General features: G+C 66.1%; 19 protein-coding genes. 5 read left to right on the top strand and 14 right to left on the bottom strand.

Going from position 1 to position 22,798, the window contains the following annotated elements:
* Window positions 1-3: 3 nt before the first annotated feature.
* The 10 genes from BDI24065_RS13950 to BDI24065_RS13905 all read right to left on the bottom strand — a co-directional run bounded on the left by BDI24065_RS13950 (window position 4) and on the right by BDI24065_RS13905 (window position 12,861).
* Entirely contained in the window at window positions 4-3,147 is a 3,144-nt protein-coding gene (locus BDI24065_RS13950) for an efflux RND transporter permease subunit (RefSeq protein ID WP_175031767.1), read from the bottom strand.
* 20 nt (window positions 3,148-3,167) lie between these two features.
* The gene (locus BDI24065_RS13945) at window positions 3,168-4,325 is read right to left on the bottom strand and encodes an efflux RND transporter periplasmic adaptor subunit (protein WP_175031766.1); all 1,158 of its coding nucleotides are present in this window, start codon (window positions 4,323-4,325) and stop codon (window positions 3,168-3,170) included.
* 264 nt (window positions 4,326-4,589) lie between these two features.
* Window positions 4,590-5,414, bottom strand: a complete 825-nt coding sequence (locus BDI24065_RS13940; RefSeq protein ID WP_175031765.1) for a hypothetical protein — start codon at window positions 5,412-5,414, stop codon at window positions 4,590-4,592.
* Window positions 5,404-5,823 carry a hypothetical protein gene (locus BDI24065_RS13935; RefSeq protein ID WP_175031764.1) on the bottom strand — a complete coding sequence of 140 codons (420 nt, stop codon included), beginning with the start codon at window positions 5,821-5,823 and terminating at the stop codon, window positions 5,404-5,406. The genes BDI24065_RS13940 and BDI24065_RS13935 overlap by 11 nt, the downstream gene beginning before the upstream one ends.
* 58 nt (window positions 5,824-5,881) lie before the next feature.
* Window positions 5,882-7,318: an efflux transporter outer membrane subunit gene (locus tag BDI24065_RS13930; RefSeq protein ID WP_368040779.1), complete on the bottom strand. Its 1,437-nt coding sequence runs from the start codon at window positions 7,316-7,318 to the stop codon at window positions 5,882-5,884.
* Between the two features lie 50 nt (window positions 7,319-7,368).
* On the bottom strand, window positions 7,369-8,283 hold the full coding sequence (locus BDI24065_RS13925) for an efflux RND transporter periplasmic adaptor subunit (RefSeq protein ID WP_175031762.1): 915 nt from the start codon (window positions 8,281-8,283) through the stop codon (window positions 7,369-7,371).
* 24 nt (window positions 8,284-8,307) lie between these two features.
* Entirely contained in the window at window positions 8,308-8,502 is a 195-nt protein-coding gene (locus tag BDI24065_RS13920) for a DUF1656 domain-containing protein (RefSeq protein ID WP_069250161.1), read from the bottom strand.
* A complete protein-coding gene (locus BDI24065_RS13915; protein ID WP_175031761.1) occupies window positions 8,492-10,594 on the bottom strand; it encodes an FUSC family protein in 2,103 nt (700 codons plus the stop codon). The genes BDI24065_RS13920 and BDI24065_RS13915 overlap by 11 nt, the downstream gene beginning before the upstream one ends.
* A 100-nt stretch (window positions 10,595-10,694) precedes the next feature.
* On the bottom strand, window positions 10,695-11,618 hold the full coding sequence (locus tag BDI24065_RS13910; RefSeq protein WP_175031760.1) for a LysR family transcriptional regulator: 924 nt from the start codon (window positions 11,616-11,618) through the stop codon (window positions 10,695-10,697).
* A 526-nt stretch (window positions 11,619-12,144) separates the two neighbouring features.
* Complete coding sequence (locus tag BDI24065_RS13905; RefSeq protein ID WP_175031759.1) at window positions 12,145-12,861, bottom strand: FadR/GntR family transcriptional regulator; 717 nt, start codon at window positions 12,859-12,861, stop codon at window positions 12,145-12,147.
* Window positions 12,862-13,164: 303 nt separating this feature from the next.
* Here BDI24065_RS13905 and BDI24065_RS13900 point away from each other — a divergent pair, with 303 nt between their 5' ends.
* The 3 genes from BDI24065_RS13900 (at window position 13,165) to BDI24065_RS13890 (ending at window position 17,250) form a co-directional block, all read left to right on the top strand.
* On the top strand, window positions 13,165-15,408 hold the full coding sequence (locus BDI24065_RS13900; RefSeq protein WP_254609755.1) for a TonB-dependent siderophore receptor: 2,244 nt from the start codon (window positions 13,165-13,167) through the stop codon (window positions 15,406-15,408).
* Between the two features lie 150 nt (window positions 15,409-15,558).
* Entirely contained in the window at window positions 15,559-16,473 is a 915-nt protein-coding gene (locus BDI24065_RS13895) for an alpha/beta hydrolase family protein (RefSeq protein WP_175031758.1), read from the top strand.
* Window positions 16,474-16,656: 183 nt separating this feature from the next.
* The gene (locus tag BDI24065_RS13890; protein WP_175031757.1) at window positions 16,657-17,250 is read left to right on the top strand and encodes a flavin reductase family protein; all 594 of its coding nucleotides are present in this window, start codon (window positions 16,657-16,659) and stop codon (window positions 17,248-17,250) included.
* 279 nt (window positions 17,251-17,529) lie between these two features.
* On the opposite strand, the gene BDI24065_RS13885 is transcribed toward BDI24065_RS13890, so the two are convergent.
* From BDI24065_RS13885 to BDI24065_RS13870, 4 genes are all read right to left on the bottom strand, one after another.
* Window positions 17,530-18,333, bottom strand: coding sequence for a hypothetical protein (locus tag BDI24065_RS13885; protein WP_175031756.1), 804 nt, complete (start codon window positions 18,331-18,333; stop codon window positions 17,530-17,532).
* Window positions 18,334-18,523: 190 nt separating this feature from the next.
* Window positions 18,524-18,946, bottom strand: coding sequence for a hypothetical protein (locus BDI24065_RS13880; protein WP_175031755.1), 423 nt, complete (start codon window positions 18,944-18,946; stop codon window positions 18,524-18,526).
* A gap of 144 nt (window positions 18,947-19,090) precedes the next feature.
* The gene (locus BDI24065_RS13875) at window positions 19,091-20,161 is read right to left on the bottom strand and encodes a D-cysteine desulfhydrase family protein (protein WP_254609754.1); all 1,071 of its coding nucleotides are present in this window, start codon (window positions 20,159-20,161) and stop codon (window positions 19,091-19,093) included.
* Window positions 20,158-21,186: a D-alanine--D-alanine ligase family protein gene (locus BDI24065_RS13870; protein WP_175031754.1), complete on the bottom strand. Its 1,029-nt coding sequence runs from the start codon at window positions 21,184-21,186 to the stop codon at window positions 20,158-20,160. The genes BDI24065_RS13875 and BDI24065_RS13870 overlap by 4 nt, the downstream gene beginning before the upstream one ends.
* 225 nt (window positions 21,187-21,411) lie before the next feature.
* On the opposite strand from BDI24065_RS13870, the gene BDI24065_RS13865 reads away from it, so the two are divergent.
* Both BDI24065_RS13865 and BDI24065_RS41505 read left to right on the top strand, forming a co-directional pair.
* Window positions 21,412-22,371: a LysR family transcriptional regulator gene (locus BDI24065_RS13865; protein WP_368040778.1), complete on the top strand. Its 960-nt coding sequence runs from the start codon at window positions 21,412-21,414 to the stop codon at window positions 22,369-22,371.
* A gap of 353 nt (window positions 22,372-22,724) precedes the next feature.
* Window positions 22,725-22,798 (top strand): acyl-CoA dehydrogenase N-terminal domain-containing protein (locus tag BDI24065_RS41505; protein ID WP_175031904.1); only part of this gene is annotated, 74 nt, incomplete at its 3' end.

Genomic DNA, 22,798 nt, shown 5'->3' with positions numbered 1-22,798 from the left:
GCATCAACCTTGTTGTTCAGGGGTCACGGTGGCGAGCTTCTTGCCGGATGCACGCCAGGCCGAGATGCGTTCCTGGATGCTCATCACGAACACGAAGAACACCGGGACGAAGAAAATGGCCAGCACGGTGGCGGTCACCATGCCGCCGAACACGCCGGTGCCGATCGCGTGCTGCGTTTCGGCGCTCGCGCCGGTCGCGATCATCAGCGGTACGACGCCGAGGCCGAACGCGAGCGAGGTCATCAGGATCGGGCGCAGACGCAGCTTCGATGCCTGCACGGCGGCTTCGATGAGCCCCTTGCCTTCCTCGCGCAACTGCTTCGCGAATTCGACGATCAGGATCGCGTTCTTGGCGGACAGGCCGATCACGGTGATCATCCCGACCTTGAAGAACACGTCGTTCGGCATGCCGCGCAGCAGCACCGCGCCAATCGCGCCGATCAGGCCGAGCGGCACCACCAGCATCACCGACAGCGGGATCGACCAGCTTTCGTACAGCGCGGCGAGCACCAGGAACACGACGATCATCGACAGCACCATCAGCATCGGCGCCTGCGACGCCGACTGGCGTTCCTGCAGCGACTGGCCGGTCCACTCGACCGCGAAGCCCGGCGGGAGTTGCGCAGCGAGACGCTCCATCTCGGCCATGGCCGCGCCGCTCGACTGGCCCGGGGCGGCGGTGCCCGAGAGTCGCGCGGACGGGTAGCCCTTGAAGCGCACCATCTGCAGCGGCGTCTCGGCCCATACCGGGCGAACCACTTCAGACAGCGGCACCATGCCGCCGGCCGCGTTGCGCACGTACAGCTTCATCACGTTGTCGATCTGCATGCGCGCGGGCGCATCGGCCTGGATAATCACCTGCTGCATGCGACCCGCGTTCGGGAAATCGTTCACGTAGGTCGAACCCATCGCAGTCGACAGCGTGTCGCTGAGCGTCGTGAACGACACGCCGAGCGCCTGCGCCTTCGCGCGGTCGATCTCGAGGCGGATGCTCGTGCCGGCAGGGAGGCTGTCCGGGTACACACCGGTCACGACCTTGCTTTGCGCGGCGAGTTCGAGCAGCTTGACTTCCGCTGCCTTGAGCGCCGCCGTGCCCTGGTTGGCACGGTCTTCCAGACGCATCGAGAAGCCCGAGCTGTTGCCGAGTTCGTCGATGGCCGGCGGCAGCAGGCTCATCACGGTGCCTTCGGTCACGCCGGCCATTGCCTGCTGCGCGAGCATGCCTTCCTCGATCGTCGACGAGCCGCCGCGGTTCTTCCAGTCCTTCATCACGGACCAGTTGATCGCCGCGTTCGGACCCTGGCCCGAGAAGCCGTAGCCGATCACGGAAATGCTCGACTGGATTGCCGGACGCGAAGCAAGATGCTTCTCCAGCGTCTTGACCACGTCATGCGTACGCTCGGCGGTAGAGTCTGCGGGCAGCAGAAAGCTGGTGATGAAGTAGCCCTGGTCCTCGTCCGGCAGGAACGACGACGGCAGGCTGCGGAAGCCGAACACCAGTGCACCCGAAATCGCGACGAACACCAGCATCACGCGACCCGTGCGGCCAACCAGGCGGCCGACGCGCGTCTCGTACCACTTCGTCAGGCGATCGAAGCGGCGGTTGAACCAGCCGAAGAAGCCGCGTTTCTCGTGATGGCCCGGGTCGAGCGGCTTGAGCATCGTCGCGCACAGGGCCGGCGTGAGCGTCAGTGCCAGCAGCGCCGAGAACAGGATCGACACGGCCATCGACATCGTGAACTGCTTGTAGATCACGCCGACCGAGCCACTTGCCATTGCCATCGGCAGGAACACCGCGGTCAGCACCAGCGTGACGCCAATGATCGCGCCGGTGATTTCCTTCATCGCCTTCGACGTTGCGTCCTTCGGCGACAGTCCTTCCTCCGCCATCAGGCGCTCGACGTTCTCGACGACGACGATCGCATCGTCGACGATGATGCCGATCGCGAGCACCATGCCGAACATCGTCAGCACGTTGATCGAGAAGCCGGTCATCAGCATCACCGTGAACGTGCCGAGCATCGCGACCGGTGCGACGATGGCCGGGATCAGCGTATAGCGCACGTTCTGAAGGAACAGGTACATCACCAGGAACACGAGCACCATCGCTTCGAGCAGCGTGTGCAGCACCTTCTCGATCGAGATCTTCACGAACGGCGACGTGTCGAGCGGGATCGAGTAGGTCATGCCCGACGGCATCGACTTGCTCAGTTCGGCCATGCGCGTACGGATCGCGTCCGCGGTCTTCACCGCGTTGGCACCCGGCGCGAGCTGCACGCCGGCGAGGGTGGCAGGCTTGTTGTTCTCGCGGCTCACGAACGTGTAGTTCTGCGAGCCGAGTTCGACGCGTGCGACGTCGCCGAGCACGACCTTCGAGCCGTCCGCGTTTGCGCGCAGGACGACCTTCGCGAACTCTTCCGGCGTCGTGAGCTGGCCCTGCGCGGTGAGCGGCACGGTCACGCGCTGGCCCGGCAGCGCGGGCAGCGCACCGAGGCTGCCCGGCGCGATCTGCACGTTCTGCTGACCGATCGCGGTCGTCAGGTCGCTCATCGACAGGCCGAAATTGATCAGTTTCTGCGGATCGACCCAGATGCGCATCGCGCGTTCGGAGCCGAACTGCAGCACGCGCCCGACGCCGTCGACTCGCCGCAGTTCCTCGGACACGCTGCGCGCCATGTAGTCGGCGAGTGCGCCTTCGTCGAAGCGGCCGTTGTCGGAGCGCAGGCCGATCAGCATCAGGAAGCCGGACGACGCGGACTCGACGATCAGCCCGTTCTGGCGCACGGCTGCCGGCAGGCGCGGCTCGACCGACTTGATCTTGTTCTGCACGTCGACCTGCGCCATCTCCGGATTGGTACCGGGCTTGAACGTCACGGTGATCTGTGCGGAGCCGGACGTATCGGCCGACGATTCGAAGTACAGCAGGTTCTTGACGCCGGACAGTTCGCGCTCGATGAGGCTCAGCACGCCGTCGTTCATCGTCTGCGGCGTGGCGCCCGGGTAGCTCGCGGTGATCGTGACGGAAGGCGGCGCGACCGACGGGTAGCGCGCGACCGGCAGTTGCGGGATCGCGATCAGCCCCGCCAGGATGATGAAGAGCGCGATCACCCACGCAAATACAGGGCGGCGGATAAAGAATTCAGCCATGACTGGAGGCTCCTCGTGACTCAGTGCGCGGACGCGGTGGCTGCCGCGTCGGGCGACTTCCAGTCGGTTGCGGCGGCCGGCGCGCCGTCGACGAGGCGTTCCATGCCTTCGACGACGATCTTCTGGCCGGCCTGCAGACCCGACTTGATGCGGTAGCTGCGGTTCGTCAGTTCGCCGACCTCGACAGCCTTCAGATGCGCGGTGCCCTTCGCGTCGAGCACCCACACCTGCGGCTTGCCGCCGGCGCGCACGACCGCCTGTTGCGGCACCATCACGGCGTTCGCGTAGTGCGCGCGCGGGACCCGGGCACGTACGTACATGCCCGGCAGCAGCTGACGCTGCGGGTTGTCGACCAGCACGCGCAACAGCACGTCGCCGGTGCCCGGATCGACGTTGACGCCCGAGAACAGCATGCGGCCCTTCACGTCGTAGCGCGTATCGTCGTCGCGCAGCACGGCGACCGGAAGGCCGTTGCCCGTCGCGTCCGGTTGCGCCGCGAGCGCGCCGCGCAGCGATTCGAGCGATGCGGCCGGCTGGCGCACGTCGACATAGACCTGGTCGATCTGCTGGATGCGCGCCATCGGCCGGCTGTCGCTGCTCGACACGAGCGCGCCCTCGGTTACGAGGGCCTGGTCGATACGGCCTGAGATCGGTGCTTCGACCGTCGCGAACTTCAGGTCGAGCTGGCGGCGCGCGAGCGTTGCGCGGGCCTGTGCGACATCGGCGGCGGCCTGATCGCGCTGCGACACGGCGTCGTCGTACACCTGGCGGCTGATTGCGTCGGCCTCGACGAGTGGCTTGAAGCGCGCCGTCTGCACCTTTGCACGTTCGAGCGCAGCCTGCGCACGCTGCAACGACGCGGCGGCCGTATCCATTTCGGCCTTGAACGGCGCCGGATTGATCTGGAACAGCGACTGGCCTGCGCGGACTTCGGTGCCTTGCTCGAACAGGCGACGCTGCACGATGCCGCTGACCTGCGGCCGGATCTCGGCGATCCGGACGGCCGCGACGCGGCCCGGCAGGTCTTCGCTCACATCGAGGGGCGAAGCGGCCACTGTCATCGCCGCGACCGGGGTGGCTGGCGCGGCGGCCTGCTGTTCGGCGGGCCCGCAACCCGCCAGCATCGCCGCCACCAGCGCACTGACGGCACCGTAGCAGCATCGTTTCTGAATCTTCATGTGGACTCCATGGGACGCAGGCACCCGATGGCCCGCATTTTCGGATCGCAGTGTGCGTGTGCCCGATGGAGGTTTTTGTGCGGAAAGATGGAGGTTTGATGGAGGAGGGAAAAATTCGGGAGGGATGCGGAAGCGGGTCAGACTGCCGCGCTGCACGCTCCCATAACCGGCAACCTTCTCACGCTCCCATGAACGGCTCCCATGGGCGATTCCGAAGGCGGGAATCACCCACGCATGCAGCTGGCGAACCCCGAAGCCGGCCTGTCAGGCCGTGACTGAGGCCGCCGCAGCGTGCACCTTCGCCGCCCGCAGATGCCGATCGCGATCAGCGAGCCAGTCCTTCCGCTCGCCGCGCCAGCCTACCGCGTGGATCCGGTCCATCTGGCGCGCGGCCACGGTTGCCGCGCAGGCCAGGCCGGAGAACGGGATATCGAGCAGGCGCCAGTGGCCGGCATGCGGCGTATCGACCTCGCGGAATGCCCCCGCGAGCGGCGCCAGCGCATCGAGCGTGGCGCCGTGTCCGCTTCCACACGCATTCGAGATGCTGTCCAGCCGCAGCTGATCGCGCGATACCGGATCGGCGCGCGCGCTGGTCTGCACGATGCCCAGCCCGATCGGGCCACGCGCGATCGCGATGACGATCCAGATCCCGGCATGGCCGACCACGACGTCGAGCCCGTCCAGCAAGTCGCAGCCCGCGACCGCGATATGGTCGGCATCGCGGTCGATCAGCGTCAGCTCGTCGGCGGCGCGGCCGGCCAGCGTTCCCAGGATCGCGCGCAGCGCCGACCGGCCGATCGCGAAGCGCCGGGCATGCGCGCGATTGGGATGCGTCCTGACCCGCCGCAGCTCCGTCTTCGACAGGCAGAGATGACCTTGCTCGCTGGTGACGAGCTGCCATTCGCCGCGCAGCCGCCACAACAGCACCTCGCCTCCATCGGGGAGCTGCGACGGACATGACGCAAGCGTGTGCGAGCCTGTGATCGTCAGGGCGGGATAGCGCATGCCGGCCCTCGTGTTCGTGGCGAGTGCGGCGCGGCGTGGCGCGCCGGCCCCGTCATGCCTGTGGTCCGGCCTGTCATGCGTCATCCCCCGAATGCTGCCGCGTGAGCCGCGCGGCGAGCGAAAGGGCCTGTCCGAACGACGCCACCGCATGATGCGGAATCCCGAATGCCTTGACGGCGGTTTCGCCGTGCGCGGCCACTTCGGCGCGCCGGTCGGGATCGGGTTCGACGCTGACGAGCGCCTTGCAGACGGCGCCCAGCGCGTCCTTGTTCTGCTTGAGCCAGACCGCGCGATGCTTGCGGTCGTCGTGGCCCTCGTCGGTATCGAGCTCGATGTAGACGATGATGAATGGCTCGCCGTGGCGCATCAGCGCGGCGATCTCGCGTTCCCAGCGGGGCGCGTAGCCCGGTGTCGCGTGTTCGGCGCAAAACACGCAGGCCGGAAAGAGATGGATGTCGTGCAGCGTGAAATCATTCGGATCGAGAGCGGGCATCGAGGTTTCTCCGGTGGATGAGCGACGGCGAAGCGTCGGGACGGTCGTGCGGCGGCGGTCAAGGTGCGTTGGCTGGTGTTGTGCTGGCCTGCGTGACCGGCGGCGCATCGCGCCAGCCGACGCCGAGCGACTTGTAGAGCGCGATCGCGCCTTGCACCTGCGCGAGCCGGCTGAGTGCGAGCGCATCGCGTGCGCGGTACGTTGCGCGCTGCGCGGTGAGCACCGACAGGTATTCGCCGAGGCCGTTGCGGTACAGCCGCGTCGCGCGCGACTGCGCATCCTGGCTGCTGTCGACGGCTGCGGCGAGCGTGGCCTGCCGGTCGCGCGCGGCGCCGATCGCGACCAGCGCGTCCTCGACATCGCGAAACGCGCCGCGGATGCGCTGCTCGTACGCGAGCCGTGCGGCCTCGGCCGCTGCACGCGCGGCGTCGACGCCGGCTTTCGCGCGGCCGCCGTCGTACAGCGTCTGCGTGCCGTCGAGCGCGACCGACCAGGCGACGCTCGCGCCCGTGAACAGGTCCTGCACGAGGCTTGCGGTCGTGCCGAGGCTCAGCGGAATCGCGAAATGCGGAAACTGCTCGGCGCGCGCGACGCCGATCTGCGCGGTCGCGGCGGCAAGCCGCCGTTCGGCCGCGCGAATGTCGGGGCGCTCGCGGATCACGTCCGACGGCAGCGTGACGGGCAATGCGGGTGCGACCGGCAGCGTCGCGCCGGGCGCGCTCAGCGTGTCGCGCAGCGTTTCCGGAAAACCGCCGACGAGCACGCCGATCGCGTGGGCGAACTGCACGACATCCCGATGCAGCGGCGGCAACGTCGCCTGCGCGAGCTGCAGCTCGGCCCGCGCCTGCGCCACCGCGAACGACGTGCCGAGGCCGCGCCGGTTCGATTGCTCGGTCAGCCGCCGCGTCGCGTCGAGGCTCGCGACGTTGTCCGTCGCGATCCGCAGCCGCTCCTGGGTCGCGCGCAGCGCCGCGTAATCCGACGCGAGTTCGGCCAGCAGGCTCACGAGGATCGCGTGACGATCGTCGTCGAGCGCATCGATCTGCGCATCGGCCGCTTCGACCGCGCGTCGCGTGCCGCCGAACAGGTCGAGTTCCCACGATGCATCGAAGCCGAGCCGGTAGGTGCGCGACTGGCCGATCCCGGGCGGCCAGTCGAGCGCCCGCGACGAACGCAGCGCGTCGGCGTTCCCGCCCGCGGTGATGGTCGGGCCCAGACGGGTCGCGATCTGGTCACGCTCGGCGCGCGCCTGCAGCAGCCGTTGGCGCGCGATCGCGAGATCCTGGTTGTGCGCGATCGCCTGCGCGACCAGTGCGTCGAGCTGCACATCGCCGAACGCGCGCCACCAGTCCTGCAACTGCGCGGGATCGGTGGCCACCGTGTCGCGCGGCGCGCTCCAGCCGGGCGGATGCGCGGGCTGCTGCGCCACGTAATCGGGGCCGACCGTCGTGCATGCGGCCAGCGCGCATGCACACGCCGCGGTGAGGGCACGCACGTAGCGCGTCGCGTGCAAAGGAGTGAACGGGCATCGCATCGTCGCCCCCTTCACATCCACGCATGCAGCCACGACGCGAGCCGGCCGCGCGGCGTGCGCTCGTGCCCGTGTACGCCGACTTCGACGCTGCATGTCATGCCGGCCGCCAGCAGCACACTGGCCGGCACCTGGTCGATCTCGATGCGTACCGGAATGCGCTGCGCGAGCCGCACCCAGCTGAAGGTCGGATTGACGGCCGGCAGGCCGAGCTCGTCGAGCGTGCCGTTCTCGTCCGCGATGCCGCGGCCGATGCTCGTCACGTGCCCGCTCAGCAGCGGATCGAAGCCCATCAGCCGGATCGTTGCGGGCGCACCCGTCGCGATGCGGCGCAGCTTGGTTTCCTCGAAATAGCCGGTGATCCAGAAGCTGTGTGCATCGAGCACCGAGATGCCGGGCTTGCCTTCGACCGCGTAGTCGCCATGACGCAGGCGCAGCTGCGTCACGTAGCCGTCGACCGGCGAGCGCAGCGTCGTGCGTGCGAGATCGAGCTTCGCGACGTCGAGCGCGGCCAGCGCCTTGCGATGCTCGGCTTGCGCGATCGCCACCGCGCGGCTCGAGCGCTGGATATCCTCGCGCGGCACGAGATCGTCGAGGCCGGTGCGCCGCTGCGCTTCGTCGCGCTTCTGGCGCATCGATTCGGCGGTCGCGGCGACCTGCGCTTCGGCTTTCTCCACCGCAAGCGCGAAGCGCTGCGGATCGATCCGGTACAGCACGTCGCCTTTCGCGACGCGCTGGTTGTCAGCCACCGCGACTTCGACGACGGTGCCCGACACTTCGGGCGCGATCCGCACGACGTGCGCGCTGACGCGTGCGTCGCGCGTCCACGGTGCGAGGACGTACGCATGCCAGAGCGCGGCGACCAGCACGATCGCGACGGCCACCGTGGCGAGCGTCAGCAGGGAGCGGGTGAGGGGGTTGAGCGACATGACGCGATACGTTCCGACGGGAGACTAGAAATAGAGGATCAGCGCGGCGACCAGCACGAGCGAAATCGCGAACTCGAACAGCGCCGGATGCCACACGCGGCGCAGCACGCCGAGCCGGGCGAGCAGTGCGCGCACGGCCATGTAGAGCGGCACGGTCGCGCACGCGTAGACGAAAAAGGGCGGCAGGTAGATACCGGCCAACGGGAATTCACTGAGCATCGCGGGCGCGCTCCGGAACGGCGGTGAAATAGGCGGCGTACGTGTGCAGCAGCACGTAGACGTCGGCGAACGCGGCCATCAGCCACTTCAGCTCGGTGTTGCCCGGCTGCGCGGCGGCGAGGCCGGCGAGCGCGTGCGCGGCGCGTCGAGCATGCCGGGCCGCGTGTGCGGGAGCCGTCGCATGCCGCGCGAGGCCGGCGAGCCCGGCACGCACGGTTCGCTGCGCGCTGTCGGGCAGGCCGTCGCGCGCGGCGCCGCGGCGAATCCGCAGTAGTTCCTTGCCGACATGCAGCGACGCGAGCGCCTCGATGCTCGCCTGCGTCATCGCGGCCGGCTGGCTGGCCAGCAGCGCGCCGAGCTGCGCGATGCGGTGCTGCTGGCGCTGCTGCCAGCCCGCCGCCGTGACGCGCCGGCCGGCCACGAGCGCGAGCGTGTCGTCGCGGATCGTGCGGCGCAGCCGCGTCGCGTCGGTGGCCAGGTTGCGCGGCAGGATCAACCGGAACGTGAGCAGCGTGAGGAAGGTGGCGAGTACCCACGCGACCGACTGGTTGAGGAACAGTGCGATGTCGGGGCGGAACGGATTGGTCGCGCCGGTCAGCGTGTTGAACGCGACGAGATACGCGAGCCCCGCGAGCATGGTCTTCGGCACGCTCGTCGCGTAGATGCCGGGCATCCAGAACAGCGCAAGCGCGACGACGAGCAGCGGAAAGCCTTCGATGCGCGGCAGGATGCCGAACGCGCATACGAACGCGGCCGGCACGGCCAGCACCGTGCCCTTGATGAACGCCTGCGCGCCGGCGGCCGGGTTGCCGGCGGTCGCGAGCAGCGCGCAATACGGTGCGACGACGAGCAGCATCATGTCGCCCTGGTTCCAGCCGGTCACGAGCCAGAACGCGCCGGAGATCGCAATCGCGCAGGCCGAGCGCACGCCGTTGCGAACGGCCGCGCCCGTGTCGCGGTGAAAGTGCACGCGCGCAGGGCGGTAGCCCGGCCGCGGGCGCTGCAGTTCGACGAGGCCGTCCAGTGCCGCGCAATAGTCGTCGATCTGTTCGATCAGCCGCTCGCCGGCGATCAGCAGCGCCGCGTCGTCGCGCGGATGGCCGAGCGCAATGCCGTCGAGCGCCGCACGCAGGCCTTTGCGCGCATCGGCCAGCAGCGCAAGCGCGCGCGTCGCGCCACCGGGGCCGTCGGCCAATGCGTCGGCGGCGGCCTGCCACGCGGCCGCAAGACGCGGCTGCAGCGACGCAACCGCTTTCGCACCGGGACTGTCGGCCGGCAGCGGCGGCATGCCGCCCGCGAGCGCGCCGAACAGCGATGCCATCCCGTGCCGCACGGCGGCCGCACGCTGCGCGAGGTCTTCCGATTCGGCCTTGCCGAGTGCGAGCAGATCGTCGATGCCGTAGATGCCGGCGAACAGCGCGTGCCGCTTGTCGTCGGCGGGCGCCGCCGCGAGGCCGTTGCGCTGCGCGGCGATGACCCGCGCGACATCGGCCGTGACGCGCGTCACCAGCGCTTCGAGCTTCGCATGCACGTCGCGCGTGCCGAGCAGCATCGACACGAGGCTCAGGCACAGCACGCCGATCGCGACGGTCGAGCCGCGCCCGATCACGTGCTCGAAGGTCAGCTCGGGATGCTGCATCGCGCCGTAGGTCGCGAGGCCGATCGTGTAGCCGGCCACCACGGTGCCCGACGCGCGGAAATGGCGCAGCAGCGTCATGCCCGCGACGCAGACACCGAGCCAGAACGCGAAGCCGAGGATGAACAGCAGCGGCTGCTGTGCGAAGCAGCCCATCAGCACGAACGCGACGACCATCCCGGCGACCGTGCCGACTACGCGCCACACGCCCTTGCCGATCACCGCGCCCTGCACGGGGTTGATCACGAGCAGCACCGTCGACGCCGCCGAGTATGGGGTTTCCAGTTGGAGCAGGTACGCGACGCCGAGCGCGAGCGCGGCGGCGATGACCGAGCGCGCGACATACGCGCGGCGCGGCGTGAAGATGTCGATGCGCGCGATCAGCGCCGCGGCCGCGCGATTCAGGCGGCGGGGCGGCGCCGCGACGGCGCGGGTCGGATCTGCTGCGTCATGCACTGCGCTCGCTCCGTGAGAAAGGACGAAGCCAGTCTACGGTCGAGCGATGCATGCGGAACAGTGACGTCTTTGCACTCGACGAGTGCGTGCGACGCATGCGTCATGCGTGCGCCGGATGCAGCGCCGGCTGGCCGGTGCACAGCCCGCGCACGACACGCCGCAACCATTGGTGCGCGGGGTCGCTCTGGAAGCGCGGATGCCACGCCTGCGTGATCAGCACGGTTTCGAGCGGCACCGGCAGTTCGAACGTGCGCACGCCGAGCCCGGCCCGCACCGCGCCGCGCGCGAGATGCTCGGGCAGCGGCAGGATCAGGTCCGATGCCTGCAGCGCGAAGATCGCCGCATACGGGGTCGGCACGACGAGCTGCACGTGCCGTGCGAGCCCGCGTGCGGCGAGCGCGTCGTCGATCGGCCCCGCCGACTTGCCGCGCCGCGAGACGCCGATATGCGGCCAGCGCGCGAAGCGTTCCGGCGTGATGTCGTCGTCGAAGATCGGGTGATCGTCGCGCGCGAGACCGACGAAGGTCGTCGTGAACAGCGGCTGCACGCGAATCTCCGGTCCCAGGCGGCGCGATGCGCTGATGAACAGGTCGATGCGGCCGCTGCGCAATGCGTCGTCATCGATGTCGTCTTCCTCGGGCATGAAGCGCAGCATCGCGCGCGGCATCCCGCGCGCCATCTCCTCGAGCAGGCGGCTGCTGTGCAGGCCGACGAAGATGTCGTTCGCGCGCACGTTGAACTGCTTGTCGAGCGTGCCGAGATCGATTTCCGTGGACGGGGCGAGCAACTGCGACGCGCGCTCCACGGTTTCGCGGACGACGCCGCGCAGTTCGAGCGCGCGCGGCGTCGGCACCATCTTGCGGCCCGCCTGCACGAAGATCGGATCACCGACCGTTTCGCGGATGCGCGCGAGCGTGCGGCTCATCGCGGGCGGGCTGAGGTTCATGCGGCGTGCGGCGCCGACGACGCTGCCCTCTTCGAGCAGTGCGTCGAGCGAAATCAGCAGGTTCAGGTCGGGTGCCATCGGCTTCTCCGTGTCATCGCGTGCATGCGGCGCAGTGGTAGTGCGGGATACGCGCGCACAGCGTGACTGCAGCGCACGCAACGATTGCGTGCGGCATCGCGCGTGACGCACGCATCGGTGGTGCGATTGCCCGGCGCCGGCATCGGGTGGCAGCGAGTGGACGGCGGCAAACGCGCCGGGTTTCGGCGCCTGCCCGTCATGGTCGACCGCCGGGCAGGCAAGGCACGCCGGACTTCATGGAAATCTCGTGCATCGATGCGCCGCCGTTGTCAGCAAAAGGGAAGCGGTGCCGCGTCGAATGCCTTCCCCTGGGCGGCGAAACCGGAAATTCGCAACGTGTCGGTGCAAGTGATCCAATCATAGGATGATTGGATCACTTGAATCTTACATGATGCAAGGTCGACCGCAAGTGTTGCCCGGATGCCGGGCTGGTTTCGCCCGCAAGCGGGCACACCGGGATCGGTCCGTGCCGGATCGGCGAAGCGACGTGATCGCGGCCGTCGCCGCGTTGCGCGGGACGGGCCCGTCAGCCGGCGGGCGTCTCGTGGGTCTCGTGGGTATCGAGCCAGGTCATTTGCGGCTTGAGGATCGCAAGGGTCGCGCGAACCGCCTTGTTCTCGTCGCGCTGCTCGATCGCGTCGAGCAAGGCCTGGTGCGCCTGCAGGTCCGGCTCGGGAATCGCGGCCTTGTCGAGTTCGACGAGGACGTCCTCGATGTTCGCGAGGATCGACCCCGAGAAGTAGCGATACAGCGCTTCGAGCGCGTGATTGTGAGAGGCGGCGGCCACGGCGATATGAAATGCGCGATCGCGCTCGACGAACTTCTTCACGTCGCGCGTTGCTTCACGCTCGCCGCGTGCCTTCAGCAGCTTGCGCAACGTCGCGAGATCCTCGTCGGTGCGCCGGCGCGCCGCGTAGCGCGCGCATTCCGTTTCGAGCATGCATTGCAGCTCGAGATGGTCGCTGCGCGCGGCGCGATCGACGTCGCGCATCGTCTCGGCCGGATCGACATTGCGGCGCACATAGGTGCCGTCGCCCTGACGCACGTCGAGCACGCCGGAATACGCGAGCGTGCGAACCGCTTCGCGCACCGTGTTGCGCCCGACCTCGAGCTGCTTCGCGAGATCGAGCTCGGTCGGAATGCGCTGACCGACGCGCCAGATGCCGGAAGTGATATTGGATTTGAGGATCTCGATTGCCGAATCGACGAGCGAGTGCCGAGTGGCCGGGGGCAGGCTTGACATTGCGTGTTTCGCTTGAAACTGGAGGGTGTCGCTATCCTATCATCCGATCATTCGCGTTGATCGTTCAGGATAACGATATTCAAGCGTGACATTTTGCTAACGCCAGACGAATGAACCTGCGGCCGATCGATGCGCGCCGCACATTCGTCGATTGCGTCCGCCGGCATTTACCCGCGCCGCGTCGGCGTAAATGATTCCCGTTCGCTGTTCAGTCGAGGCCGCCGTTGCATGAGCGGCCCGTCTCCCTACTCAACGGCGCGGCGTATCCGCCGACGTCCGTCTCCGCTTCCCGGATAACCCGAGATGAATCAGTCACACACCGGCCGCCATGCGCGGCCAGGATTTCCGTTGCCGCGCGCGGCGTTGCGGCGCGTGCCGGGCTGGGCGGCCGCACTGGCCTGTACGGCCACGATGCCGGTTGCCGCTGCGGCGCAGGATGCGCCGAACGCGGGCGAGCCCGCGAATGCGCCGATGCTCGCGCCGATCGTCGTCGACGGGCGACGCGAGACGGGCGTCGGTCCCGTGAGCGGCATCGCGGCCGATGTGTCGCGCGCGGGCACCAAGACCGACACGGCGATCGTCGAGGTGCCGCAGGGCCTGTCCGTCGTCACGCGAGAACAGATGGACCGGCAGGACGTGCACAGCGTCGGCGACAGCCTGCGCTACACGCCGGGCGCCTACGCGGACTCGCGCCCCGGCGGCGTGCTCGAGAGTGTGTTCCTGCGCGGCTTCGGCGGCTTCGCGGCAGCGGCGATCAATCCGCAGATGCTCGACGGCCTGCCGCTGCCGAAAGGCGTGAACTGGGCCGCGAGCGTCGTCGATCCGTGGACGCTCGAACGCATCGACGTGTTGCGCGGCCCGGCGTCGGTGCTGTACGGGCAGGCGAGCCCGGGCGGCATCGTCGACATGGTCAGCAAGCGGCCGACCCGCGACGCACAGCACCTGCTCGCCGTGCAGACCGGCAACCGCGATCGCGGGCAGCTTGCATTCGACTTCAGCGGGCCCGTGACGCAGGACGGTACATGGCGCTACCGGATCGACGGCCTCGCGCGCCGTGCGGACGAGCAGATCGATTATTCGCGGCAGCAGCGGATCGTCGTCGCGCCGTCGCTGACGTGGCAGCCGAACGCCGATACGAGTCTCACGCTGCTGGGGTCGTTCCAGCGCGACCCGCACAACAACTTCGCGGGCTGGCTGCCGGCCCTCGGTACGCTTTGGCCGGATGCGGGGCGGCGGATTCCGACGCATTTCTTTTCGGGCCTGCCGGGCTTCGACACGTATGACCGCACGCAAGCGACGATCGGCTATGCGTTCGAGCATCGTTTCAACTCGACGTGGAAGGTCCGGCAGAACGTGCGCTATACGCACCTCGATGTCGACTTCGCGGGCGCGGCCGTCAATTTCATCGCGCCGTACCTTTCGCCCGGTGTGCTGAACCGGTCGCTGTCGTGGTCGCGCGAGCACGTGAACCATCTCGCGCTCGACAACCAGGCCGAGATGCGCGTGATGACGGGGCCGGTCGAGCATACGGTGCTGGCCGGGCTGTCGTATGAGCATGCGGTGGCGAACCTCGTCGGATCGGGTTTTGGCGTGGCACCGCCGCTCGATACGCGGGCGCCCGATTACGGGCAGCCGTATGCGGTGCCGCCGGTCGCGCAGCAGACGCGCCAGACGCCTGACCGGATCGGCGTTTATCTGCAGGATCAGGTGCGCTGGGATCGGTGGGTTTTCACGCTCGGCGGGCGTGAGGAGTGGTCGCGTACCACGACCGACGACCTGCTGCGGTCCGCGAGCGTGCGGCAGAGTACACGGGCATTCACGGGGCGCGCGGGGGCGGTTTATCTGTTCGCTAGCGGCTTTGCGCCGTACCTGAGCTATTCGACTTCGTTCGAGCCGGCGCTCGGCACGCGCTTCGATGGCCAGCCGTTCACGCCGATGAAGGCGAAGCAGTTCGAGGTCGGGCTGCGTTATCAGTCGCCGGATCGGTTGCAGAATGCATCGATCGCTGCGTTTGATATTCGCCAGCGCAATGTCCTGACCGCCGATCCGGAGCATCCGTTCTTCAGCGTGCAGACGGGGGAGGTGCGATCGCGCGGGATCGAGCTGGAAGGGCGTGCGCGTGTGTGGAAGCAACTGGATGTGATTGCTGCGTACACGTATCTCGATACGACGGTGCAGGCCGATACGGATTCGACCGTCGTCGGCAAGCGCGTGGCGGCGGTGCCGCGGCATCTCGCATCGCTGTGGCTGGACTATGCGGTTGAGCGGCCGGGGTTGCGCGGGTTGAGGGTGGGTGGGGGCGTGCGTTATGTCGGGCGCAGTGCGGGCGACAACGTCAATACGTTCGATGTACCGGCTGTCGTGCTGTTCGATCTCGGGCTGTCGTATGACCTGGGTGTCGAGCGGCCCGCCTGGAAGGGGTGGCGCGTCGCGGCGCATGTGAACAACCTGTTCGACCGGACTTATGTATCGTCGTGTTTTTCGGCGGGTGGGTGTTTCTATGGCACGCGGCTGATGGTGACGGGGGATGTCAGCTATCGGTGGTGAGCGCACGCGAATGGGGCTGCTGCGATGCCGGTGCGGGTTGCGCGTGTGCGACTGGCCCGCCCGAGCCGCCGCCCGGATACACTGACGCCTTTCGCCGTATGCGTCGCGGCAGCGTGGGCCGTCGGCTGCGGATTCGTGGAGAGATCACCCATGAGCATCGTCGTTCGTCGAAAGCAGATTGCCATCCACCTGTACCGGGTGCTGGTTTCGGGCGCGCTGATCGCTTCCGTCGTCGGCTGCGCGGCGACGGCGGTCGAAGACACGTCCATCGCGCCGGATCTGCATGAGACTGTCGTCAAGGTCCCGGTCGACGAAGGGGCGAGCACGCGGGACATCGTTGCCACCACCTACATGCCGGACGGCCCAGGGCCCTTTCCGCTGATCGTGCTGAGCCACGGCAGCCCGCCGGATCCGCGCGACCGGCCGAAGGTGCGCCGCTACCGCGCGTTGCCGCAGATCCGGACATTCGTGCAACTTGGTTTCGCTGTCATCGTGCCGATCCGCCGCGGGTACGGGGCGACGGGCGGGGTCGATGAAGAGGATGCGGGTTCGTGCCGGCATCCCGATTACCTCGCTGCGGGCCAGCAGGCCGCGCGCGATGTGCTCGCGGCCGTGCGGTATGCGCAGACGTTGCCGCAGGTGGATCGAAACCGCGTCGTGCTGGTCGGGCAATCGGCGGGTGGTTTTGCTTCGCTGGCGGCGGCGAGCTACGCGCCGCAAGGGGTGGTTGCGGTGGTGAACTTCTCGGGCGGGCGCGGCGGGAATCCGACGACTCATCCCGGCATGCCGTGCGATCCGAAGCAGATGGCCGACACGATCGGGCATTTCGCGGGCACGACGCGTGTGCCGGTGCTGTGGCATTACGTGCAGAACGACAAGTATTTCTCGCCGGAGGTGGTGGCGACCTGGTTCGCCGCGTTTCAGGGGGCGGGTGGGCGCGGGCAGATGGTTGTCGAGCCGCCGTTCGGCAAGAACGGGCACGGGATGTTTGCCGTCAAGGAGGCGATACCGATCTGGTTGCCGCACTTCGAGGCGTTTGTCGGGCCGTTGGTGGCGATGAAGTAGGGAGGGGATCGGGGCGGCCGCTGCCGACCCGGAGCCGCCCTTTGATATTCCTCGGAGCGGACATTCGTCTGCGCGATCTCTTGTAGTGCGACCGGCCCTCGACGCCGATATTTCATCGCGGACTGAAACATATCGCTGAGTATCGCGTCGAGAATGGGCGGAATTGAACTTCTCGAGAGAGCAATGCGAACAGACGTTGTCGAACTACCCGTCTTGTACTTCGGAACTCCGGTGGCGCTGGTATCCAGCGTGAATCCCGATGGGGCGACCAACCTGAGTCCTATTTCTTCGTACTGGGCGTTATCGGATACGCTCTTGATCGGGTTGAGTACGGCAGGCCAATGCTATAGCAATATTCTCCAGCGTCCAGAAGCGGTGCTCAACTTGCCGGATGCTTCGCTGTGGAAGAACGTCGAAGCTATCGCCGCGACTACGGGCTCCGAAGTAGTTCCAGACAACAAGAAGCAGATGGGCTACCGATTTGAGCGTGACAAATTTCGATGTGCAGATTTGAATGCGAAAGCAAGTGAATGTATAGCACCCCATAGGGTTGCGGAGTGTCCGATTCAGATCGAAGCAAGCGTCGTACGCATGCACAGGATCGGGAACGGCCATGAGCTGGTTGCCGCAGAGTTGAAGGCTTTGCGAATCCACGTACATACTGGTTTGCTCACGCCAACCGGCCGAATTGATATCGAACGATGGCAACCGCTACATTACGTATTCCGGCACTACTACACACTGAGTAACTGTCTCGGTAAGAATTTCAGGGCATAGCTGATCGCGAGGCGCTGTCGATGTTCGGTGGCGAACAGTCGGTTTCACACGTGACTGGCCGCAGGCGGCATGGGCCTGCCGATTCGGTGTCAACGATCTGGACGCTGGTGTCGAACGTCTCTTCATGGCCGCATGGCGACGTTACCGCATTGCAACGTACGGCAAAACAGGGAAACCCGGTGATCCGACGATATTTGTAGGCAGTAACCGCCCGACGAGGCAACTGACTACCGCTCATAATTCAGCCACCGCCGACGATCTGCTTAAGGTCAACTTCGGTCAGGGTTTCACGTTCCCTTGCCTGGAGCCGATGGCCGCAGCAATGCGGCTTTGCGCAGCGACGAGTTGGTCATCCGTGGTCGCCACCAGCCACAGACGTGCCTGCTCCTCGATTTGGCGGTTGTGATCCTTCAACGGGCCCATCGCGGCAGCGGCCTTCCAGACGACCGGGGCGATTCGGCTTTTCCTGCCTGACGGCGCGCCTACCAGCAGGCAGTAAGGTCCCAGCGGGAGCGATACAAACGGAAGTGCCGGACTGGCACGCACGCGCCAGTCGATGAAGGGCGTGTCGCTGATAAGCAGCGGCATGGGCAAACCGTGGAGCACACTGAAATCGTACAGCGCCAGTTGCTCCCGCATGCCGGCGTAAATACGCCGGATGTCGTCGACAACCGCCGCGCGGATCTCGTCATCGAACATCGGTTCCTGCGCATATCGGGCAAACGCATTTCGAGCCTCCCATTGATATGCGCTGAACAGGCCGATCTCCACGCAGTCCTGCACTGCGCGCTGGACATCCGCTACAGAACCGGCTTCCTCCGGCGTACCCAACTGCGCGGCCCGCAAAAACCGGGCAAGTCCAGCCTCGTGGATCGCAGGACCCTCCGCAGATGCATCGTCTTCAGCGCCCTTTCCAAGGGGCACATAGATATATTTCTCGGCCGCGAAATGCGACTTCTTGCCCTCGTCAAACCTGATTTCGCCATCAACGCAGTCCAGATAGCGAGTCCCGATTCGACCATGCTCCCAAACCCAATTTTTCAGGAGCGGACGTAGTGGATGCAGTCTGTCGTGATCGGTCATGGAAACCTCCTGGTTGCCCAGTATAGTTCCAAGTCGTCGATTGTTTCGTGGAGGACATGGCGATCAATCGATCCACTACCGCCGTTGGAGCCCGCGCACCCTCAACGGCTGTTCTGCAGTCATTTTGATTGACGCGTCATCGGGGCCGTTGAAGGCGTTCGAATGCCGACCACTGTGAGTGAATTGAACGTCAATTGACGGATTGCTCAAACCGGGCGAAGAGCGGTACCCATCGCTCAAGCAGATCGTCGTCGACGTCGTTGATCCCCTTGGAGAGCAAGATGGCCTTCACGCGCTTAGCGATTTCCACCTTCCAGCCAGGCGTGAGTTCGATGCCTTCACGCTTAGCCCAAGCGTCAACCTGCGGCACGATGGGCTTCCCCGTCGCCGCGACTTCCGAAAACTGCTGTTCCGGGGCGCGAAAAATGCGGTCTACAGCTTCCACTAAGCGCTGATTGGGAATCAAATCCTCCAACTCCGAACCGTTGAAGTCAACGAGTTCGTCTGTTGATAGAACCTTCCTCTCCTCACCGTTATAAAGGCCGCGCCTCAGCTCTGCCGCCATCCTGCTGCCCACTTGATCGCCATCCAGAAAAACGACCGGAAGGGCCATTGTGTTGTGGCCGAGGTGCCCAGACGTACCATCGACGTGACGATGACGTTCGGTGTTTTCGAACGAGTCTGCACGGGAGGTAGGTGGTCTCGGTTCGCCTTGAAATGCCGCATCTGGACGGCCTATGGCGCTCGCTCAGCCATCTCAAGCCGCCTGAAACTCGTGCCGGTAGGCGAATAAGCCAGGCAATCCCCCGGTCATGACGAAGAGAATGTTTTTGTCGGATGCGTAACGACCTGACGTAACCCCTTCGATCAGCCCCGCAAACGCCTTTCCGCTATAGACAGGATCGAGCAACAGCCCTTCTTGCGAGGCCAGCAGCCCGACGGCTCGGCGCATCGCGTCCGTGGGGATACCGTAGCCGGGGCCGAGTTGCGACGCGTCGACGCGAACGGCATCGGGCGAGATTTCCGTATCGGGATCGATGATGCGGGCCGTCTGCTGCGCCTTGTCTAGCGTGGCGAGATGAGCGTCTGCGGCTGGGGCATAGACGGTGTAGGCGTCGACTTCGATCGTCCCGGTTCCGAGCGCGGCAAAGCCGGCAACCAGCCCGGCGTGCGTGCCCCCACTTCCGTTGGGCACGATGATGCGATCGAAGTGGTTGCCTTGCGCCCGGGACTGCCGGACGATTTCGGCTGCGCACGCCGCATAGGCGAGACAGCCAACCGGACTTGATCCGCCGAACGGGCAGACATAGACACGGTGGCCTGCAGCACGCAGTTCGTCTGCACGTGCGATGGCGTAAGCCATCGCGTCGGCCGAAGCCGGCAAATCGTGCACGCGTGCGTTGAACAGTTTATCGAGCAGGATGTTGCCGCTTTCAATGTAATCGGCGTCGTCGCGCGGCACGGAGCGAGTGAGAACAACCTCGCATCGCATCCCCGCGCGGGCTGCCGCAGCCGCGGTCAGCCGTGCGTGATTCGATTGTCGCGCGCCAACCGTGATGACCGTGTCGGCGCCTGACTGCAATGCCTCTCCAATCAGCAGTTCCAGTTTCCGCAATTTGTTGCCGCCGCCACCCACGCCCGCTACATCCTCCCGCTTCACATGAATGGCCGCACCGCCAAGATAGGCGCTCAGGCGCGGCAGCGGGTGAATCGGCGTTGCGCCGTCGAGCAGACGGAAACGCGGTACGCGGATCGAATCGAAGCCGAACAATCCCTGGAGGTTCGCTCGCGCAGGGTGCGCGAAAGAGGTTGGCGCGCTGGAAGTCATGAGCGCACCTGATGGCGATTGATGCCCGCAAGACAGATCTGCTCGCAGAGCTGCGGAAACGCGATACCGGATGCGGCCGCGGATTGCGGGAGCAGGCTCGTGGAGGTCATGCCCGGCAACGTGTTCACTTCAAGACACCAGAGAATGCCCTGCGCGTCCAGCCGGAGGTCCGTGCGGCTGTAGCCGTCGAGTTCCAGCAGGGCGTGAGCGCGCAACGCGATGCGTTGCGCCGCTTCGAGCGTGGCCGCCGGCAACGTGGCGGGAAACTGTTCAAGCACATGTCCCGCTTGATACTTCGACCGGTAATCGAAAATCGTCCCCGGCTCGATGACGATTTCACCCACGCTCAGTGCCTGTGCGCCCAGCACGCCGACGGTCAGCTCCCGGCCGGCGATGTACTGCTCCACCATCACTTGCGTGTCGAACCGGCGAGCGAGGCTCACTGCGTCTTCCAGTTCGTCTGGAGTGCGTACCAGCGACAGGCCAACTGTCGAGCCCTGCCGATTTGGCTTGACGATGAGCGGATAGCCGACGCGTTGGGGTATGTCATCGAAGTCGCACGGCAGCATCAACCAGCGCGGCGTGCGGATGCCGACGGAGGAGAACAGGTGCTTCGTCATGTTCTTGTTCATGGCAATTGCGCTACCCATGGGTCCGCTGCCCGTATAAGGCACGCCTGCCAGGTCGAGCATCGCCTGAATGGTGCCGTCCTCGCCGGCGCCGCCGTGCAGAGCAAGAAATGCGACATCGGCTTCAGTCAGTTCGCGACAGCGGAGCAGGTCGAAGACAGCCGAGGGCGATTGGGCAGGCGCGCAGGACGGCGGCGGTGCGTCGTTTATCCGCGAGGTCAGGAGAAGCGCATCTTCTTCCGGCGACGGCGCGCCTCGAGAGGTGTCTATTGCCGCCACGCCGTGACCGGCGCAACGCAGTGCCTTGATCACTTGAGCGGCGCTGGAAATGGAGACGTCGCGCTCTTCGCTGGCGCCGCCGAACAGTACCGCGATCTTGAGTATGGAATCACGCATCGTTTTCTTCACGCGATGAAAAATGGGGGGAGCGACAATCAGCGGCAGACACACCCGAGCGATCGAAGTCGATGGTTCTGCCGGTCAATTCATTGCTGACTCGAAGCCCGGCGACGGCATGCCCGTGTTTTCCGCTATTGCTGGCTGGCTACTTTAGGTCGCAATTCCATCCACGTATACTTATCGTTTATTGAGTTATACATTAGCTATTTTTAATGATCCACCTTGTGGAGGTACGCGTTGGAAGTCGGGCGACTGAGGGCACTTCTGGAGTTGGCGAGGTATGGAACGATGGCGGCCGCCGCTGAAGCTTTGCACCTGACACCATCGGCTGTTTCACAGCAGATCGCGCAGCTGGAAGAGGAGGCGGGTGTCAAACTGACGGAGCGCGTCGGCCGTGGCGTCAGGCTCACGCCGGCGGGGCATGCATTGGCAGGTCACGCCGAACGGATGATGGTCGTACTGGACGAGGCGCGCTCGGAAATGGCAGAGCTGCGGCGCGAGATGGTGGGGGAACTGCGCGTTGCTGCGTTTCCGTCGATTGCGTCGCTGGTACTTCCTGACGTGCTCAAGAAGCTGCGGCCCGCGTATCCGCGACTGGAAATCGAACTTGAAGAACTGGAGCCCATTGACGCGGTCGCCGCACTCCGGGCGTGGCGAACGGATATCGCGCTGATCGACGATCTTTCGATCGCGGCGGGCAATGACCGGGAGAACATCGAGGTCGTGCCGCTGGCCGAGGATGTCCTTTACGTGGCGGTCGCGACGGATCATCCGTTGAGCAACATGCCGTCGCTGGGTGTCGCCGATCTCCGGCATGAAACCTGGGCGATGGAATCCACGTGGAATACCTTCGGCGGTTTCGTCATCGACTTGTGTCGTCGCGCCGGCTTCGAACCTCGTATCAACGCCAAATGCCGTGGATCCGAAATGGTCGAAGCCATGGTGGCCTCCGGTTGCTCGGTGTCGGTTGCCCCTGGGCTGCGGGTACTGCGGGCGCCAGCCGGCGTGGCGTGGGTCAAGTTGAAACCGGAGGTGCGGCGCAAGATTTATGTCGCCTATCGCCGCGGCGAGCGCAACCATCCGATGATCAAGGTGTTCCTCAAGGAAGTTGTCGGAACCGTATCGCGTGTTCTTGGCCAGTCGGCGGAGGGGGGCAGTGAGCTTTCTCATGGGTCGCGGTAACCCATCAAACGTGGCGACTCCTTTCCAGTGCCTGGACGCTTCTCGGGGATCTGCATTCGTGGGAATGGCTGTTCGGACAGGCGGTGACGATCGCCCCGGCGCGGCGCGCCGATTGCTCACCGATTCGTCTGAATGATCGAACCCGGCTCCGGCCAGACCCCTGTCCAGCCGGCCGACTCCCGTCTCTACCCCAAATCCCGTGGCCGATTTTGTCACCACATGGGCCGGATATGACAATAAGAATCCACCGCCCCGGCATTACGATGACCCACGTCGTCGCAAGGGCCTGAGCCGCTATCACCGCCTCTCGTCCCATAGCGCCCCTCATACCCCGTCTGATTGGAACATCGACCATGAGCTATAACGCCCCCGTCAAGGACATGCTGTTCGTGCTGAAGGAACTGGCCGGCATCGACGCCGTTGCGCA

The sequence above is a fragment of the Burkholderia lata genome, assembly GCF_902499025.1.
Classification (GTDB): domain Bacteria; phylum Pseudomonadota; class Gammaproteobacteria; order Burkholderiales; family Burkholderiaceae; genus Burkholderia; species Burkholderia lata_C.
This window is presented reverse-complemented; position numbering and strand designations above follow the sequence as displayed.

Excerpts from the sequence above, each read along its gene's own strand:
- BDI24065_RS13940 (WP_175031765.1), bottom strand. The coding sequence starts at position 5,414 with ATGACGCATGACAGGCCGGACCACAGGCATGACGGGGCCGGCGCGCCA.
- BDI24065_RS13885 (WP_175031756.1), bottom strand. The coding sequence starts at position 18,333 with ATGACCGATCACGACAGACTGCATCCACTACGTCCGCTCCTGAAAAAT.
- BDI24065_RS13905 (WP_175031759.1), bottom strand. The coding sequence starts at position 12,861 with ATGTCAAGCCTGCCCCCGGCCACTCGGCACTCGCTCGTCGATTCGGCA.
- BDI24065_RS13890 (WP_175031757.1), top strand. The coding sequence starts at position 16,657 with ATGCGAACAGACGTTGTCGAACTACCCGTCTTGTACTTCGGAACTCCG.
- BDI24065_RS13950 (WP_175031767.1), bottom strand. The coding sequence starts at position 3,147 with ATGGCTGAATTCTTTATCCGCCGCCCTGTATTTGCGTGGGTGATCGCG.
- BDI24065_RS13920 (WP_069250161.1), bottom strand. The coding sequence starts at position 8,502 with ATGCTCAGTGAATTCCCGTTGGCCGGTATCTACCTGCCGCCCTTTTTC.
- BDI24065_RS13945 (WP_175031766.1), bottom strand. The coding sequence starts at position 4,325 with ATGAAGATTCAGAAACGATGCTGCTACGGTGCCGTCAGTGCGCTGGTG.
- BDI24065_RS13935 (WP_175031764.1), bottom strand. The coding sequence starts at position 5,823 with ATGCCCGCTCTCGATCCGAATGATTTCACGCTGCACGACATCCATCTC.
- BDI24065_RS13875 (WP_254609754.1), bottom strand. The coding sequence starts at position 20,161 with ATGACTTCCAGCGCGCCAACCTCTTTCGCGCACCCTGCGCGAGCGAAC.
- BDI24065_RS13870 (WP_175031754.1), bottom strand. The coding sequence starts at position 21,186 with ATGCGTGATTCCATACTCAAGATCGCGGTACTGTTCGGCGGCGCCAGC.
- BDI24065_RS13910 (WP_175031760.1), bottom strand. The coding sequence starts at position 11,618 with ATGGCACCCGACCTGAACCTGCTGATTTCGCTCGACGCACTGCTCGAA.
- BDI24065_RS13900 (WP_254609755.1), top strand. The coding sequence starts at position 13,165 with ATGAATCAGTCACACACCGGCCGCCATGCGCGGCCAGGATTTCCGTTG.
- BDI24065_RS13925 (WP_175031762.1), bottom strand. The coding sequence starts at position 8,283 with ATGTCGCTCAACCCCCTCACCCGCTCCCTGCTGACGCTCGCCACGGTG.
- BDI24065_RS13895 (WP_175031758.1), top strand. The coding sequence starts at position 15,559 with ATGAGCATCGTCGTTCGTCGAAAGCAGATTGCCATCCACCTGTACCGG.
- BDI24065_RS13880 (WP_175031755.1), bottom strand. The coding sequence starts at position 18,946 with ATGGCCCTTCCGGTCGTTTTTCTGGATGGCGATCAAGTGGGCAGCAGG.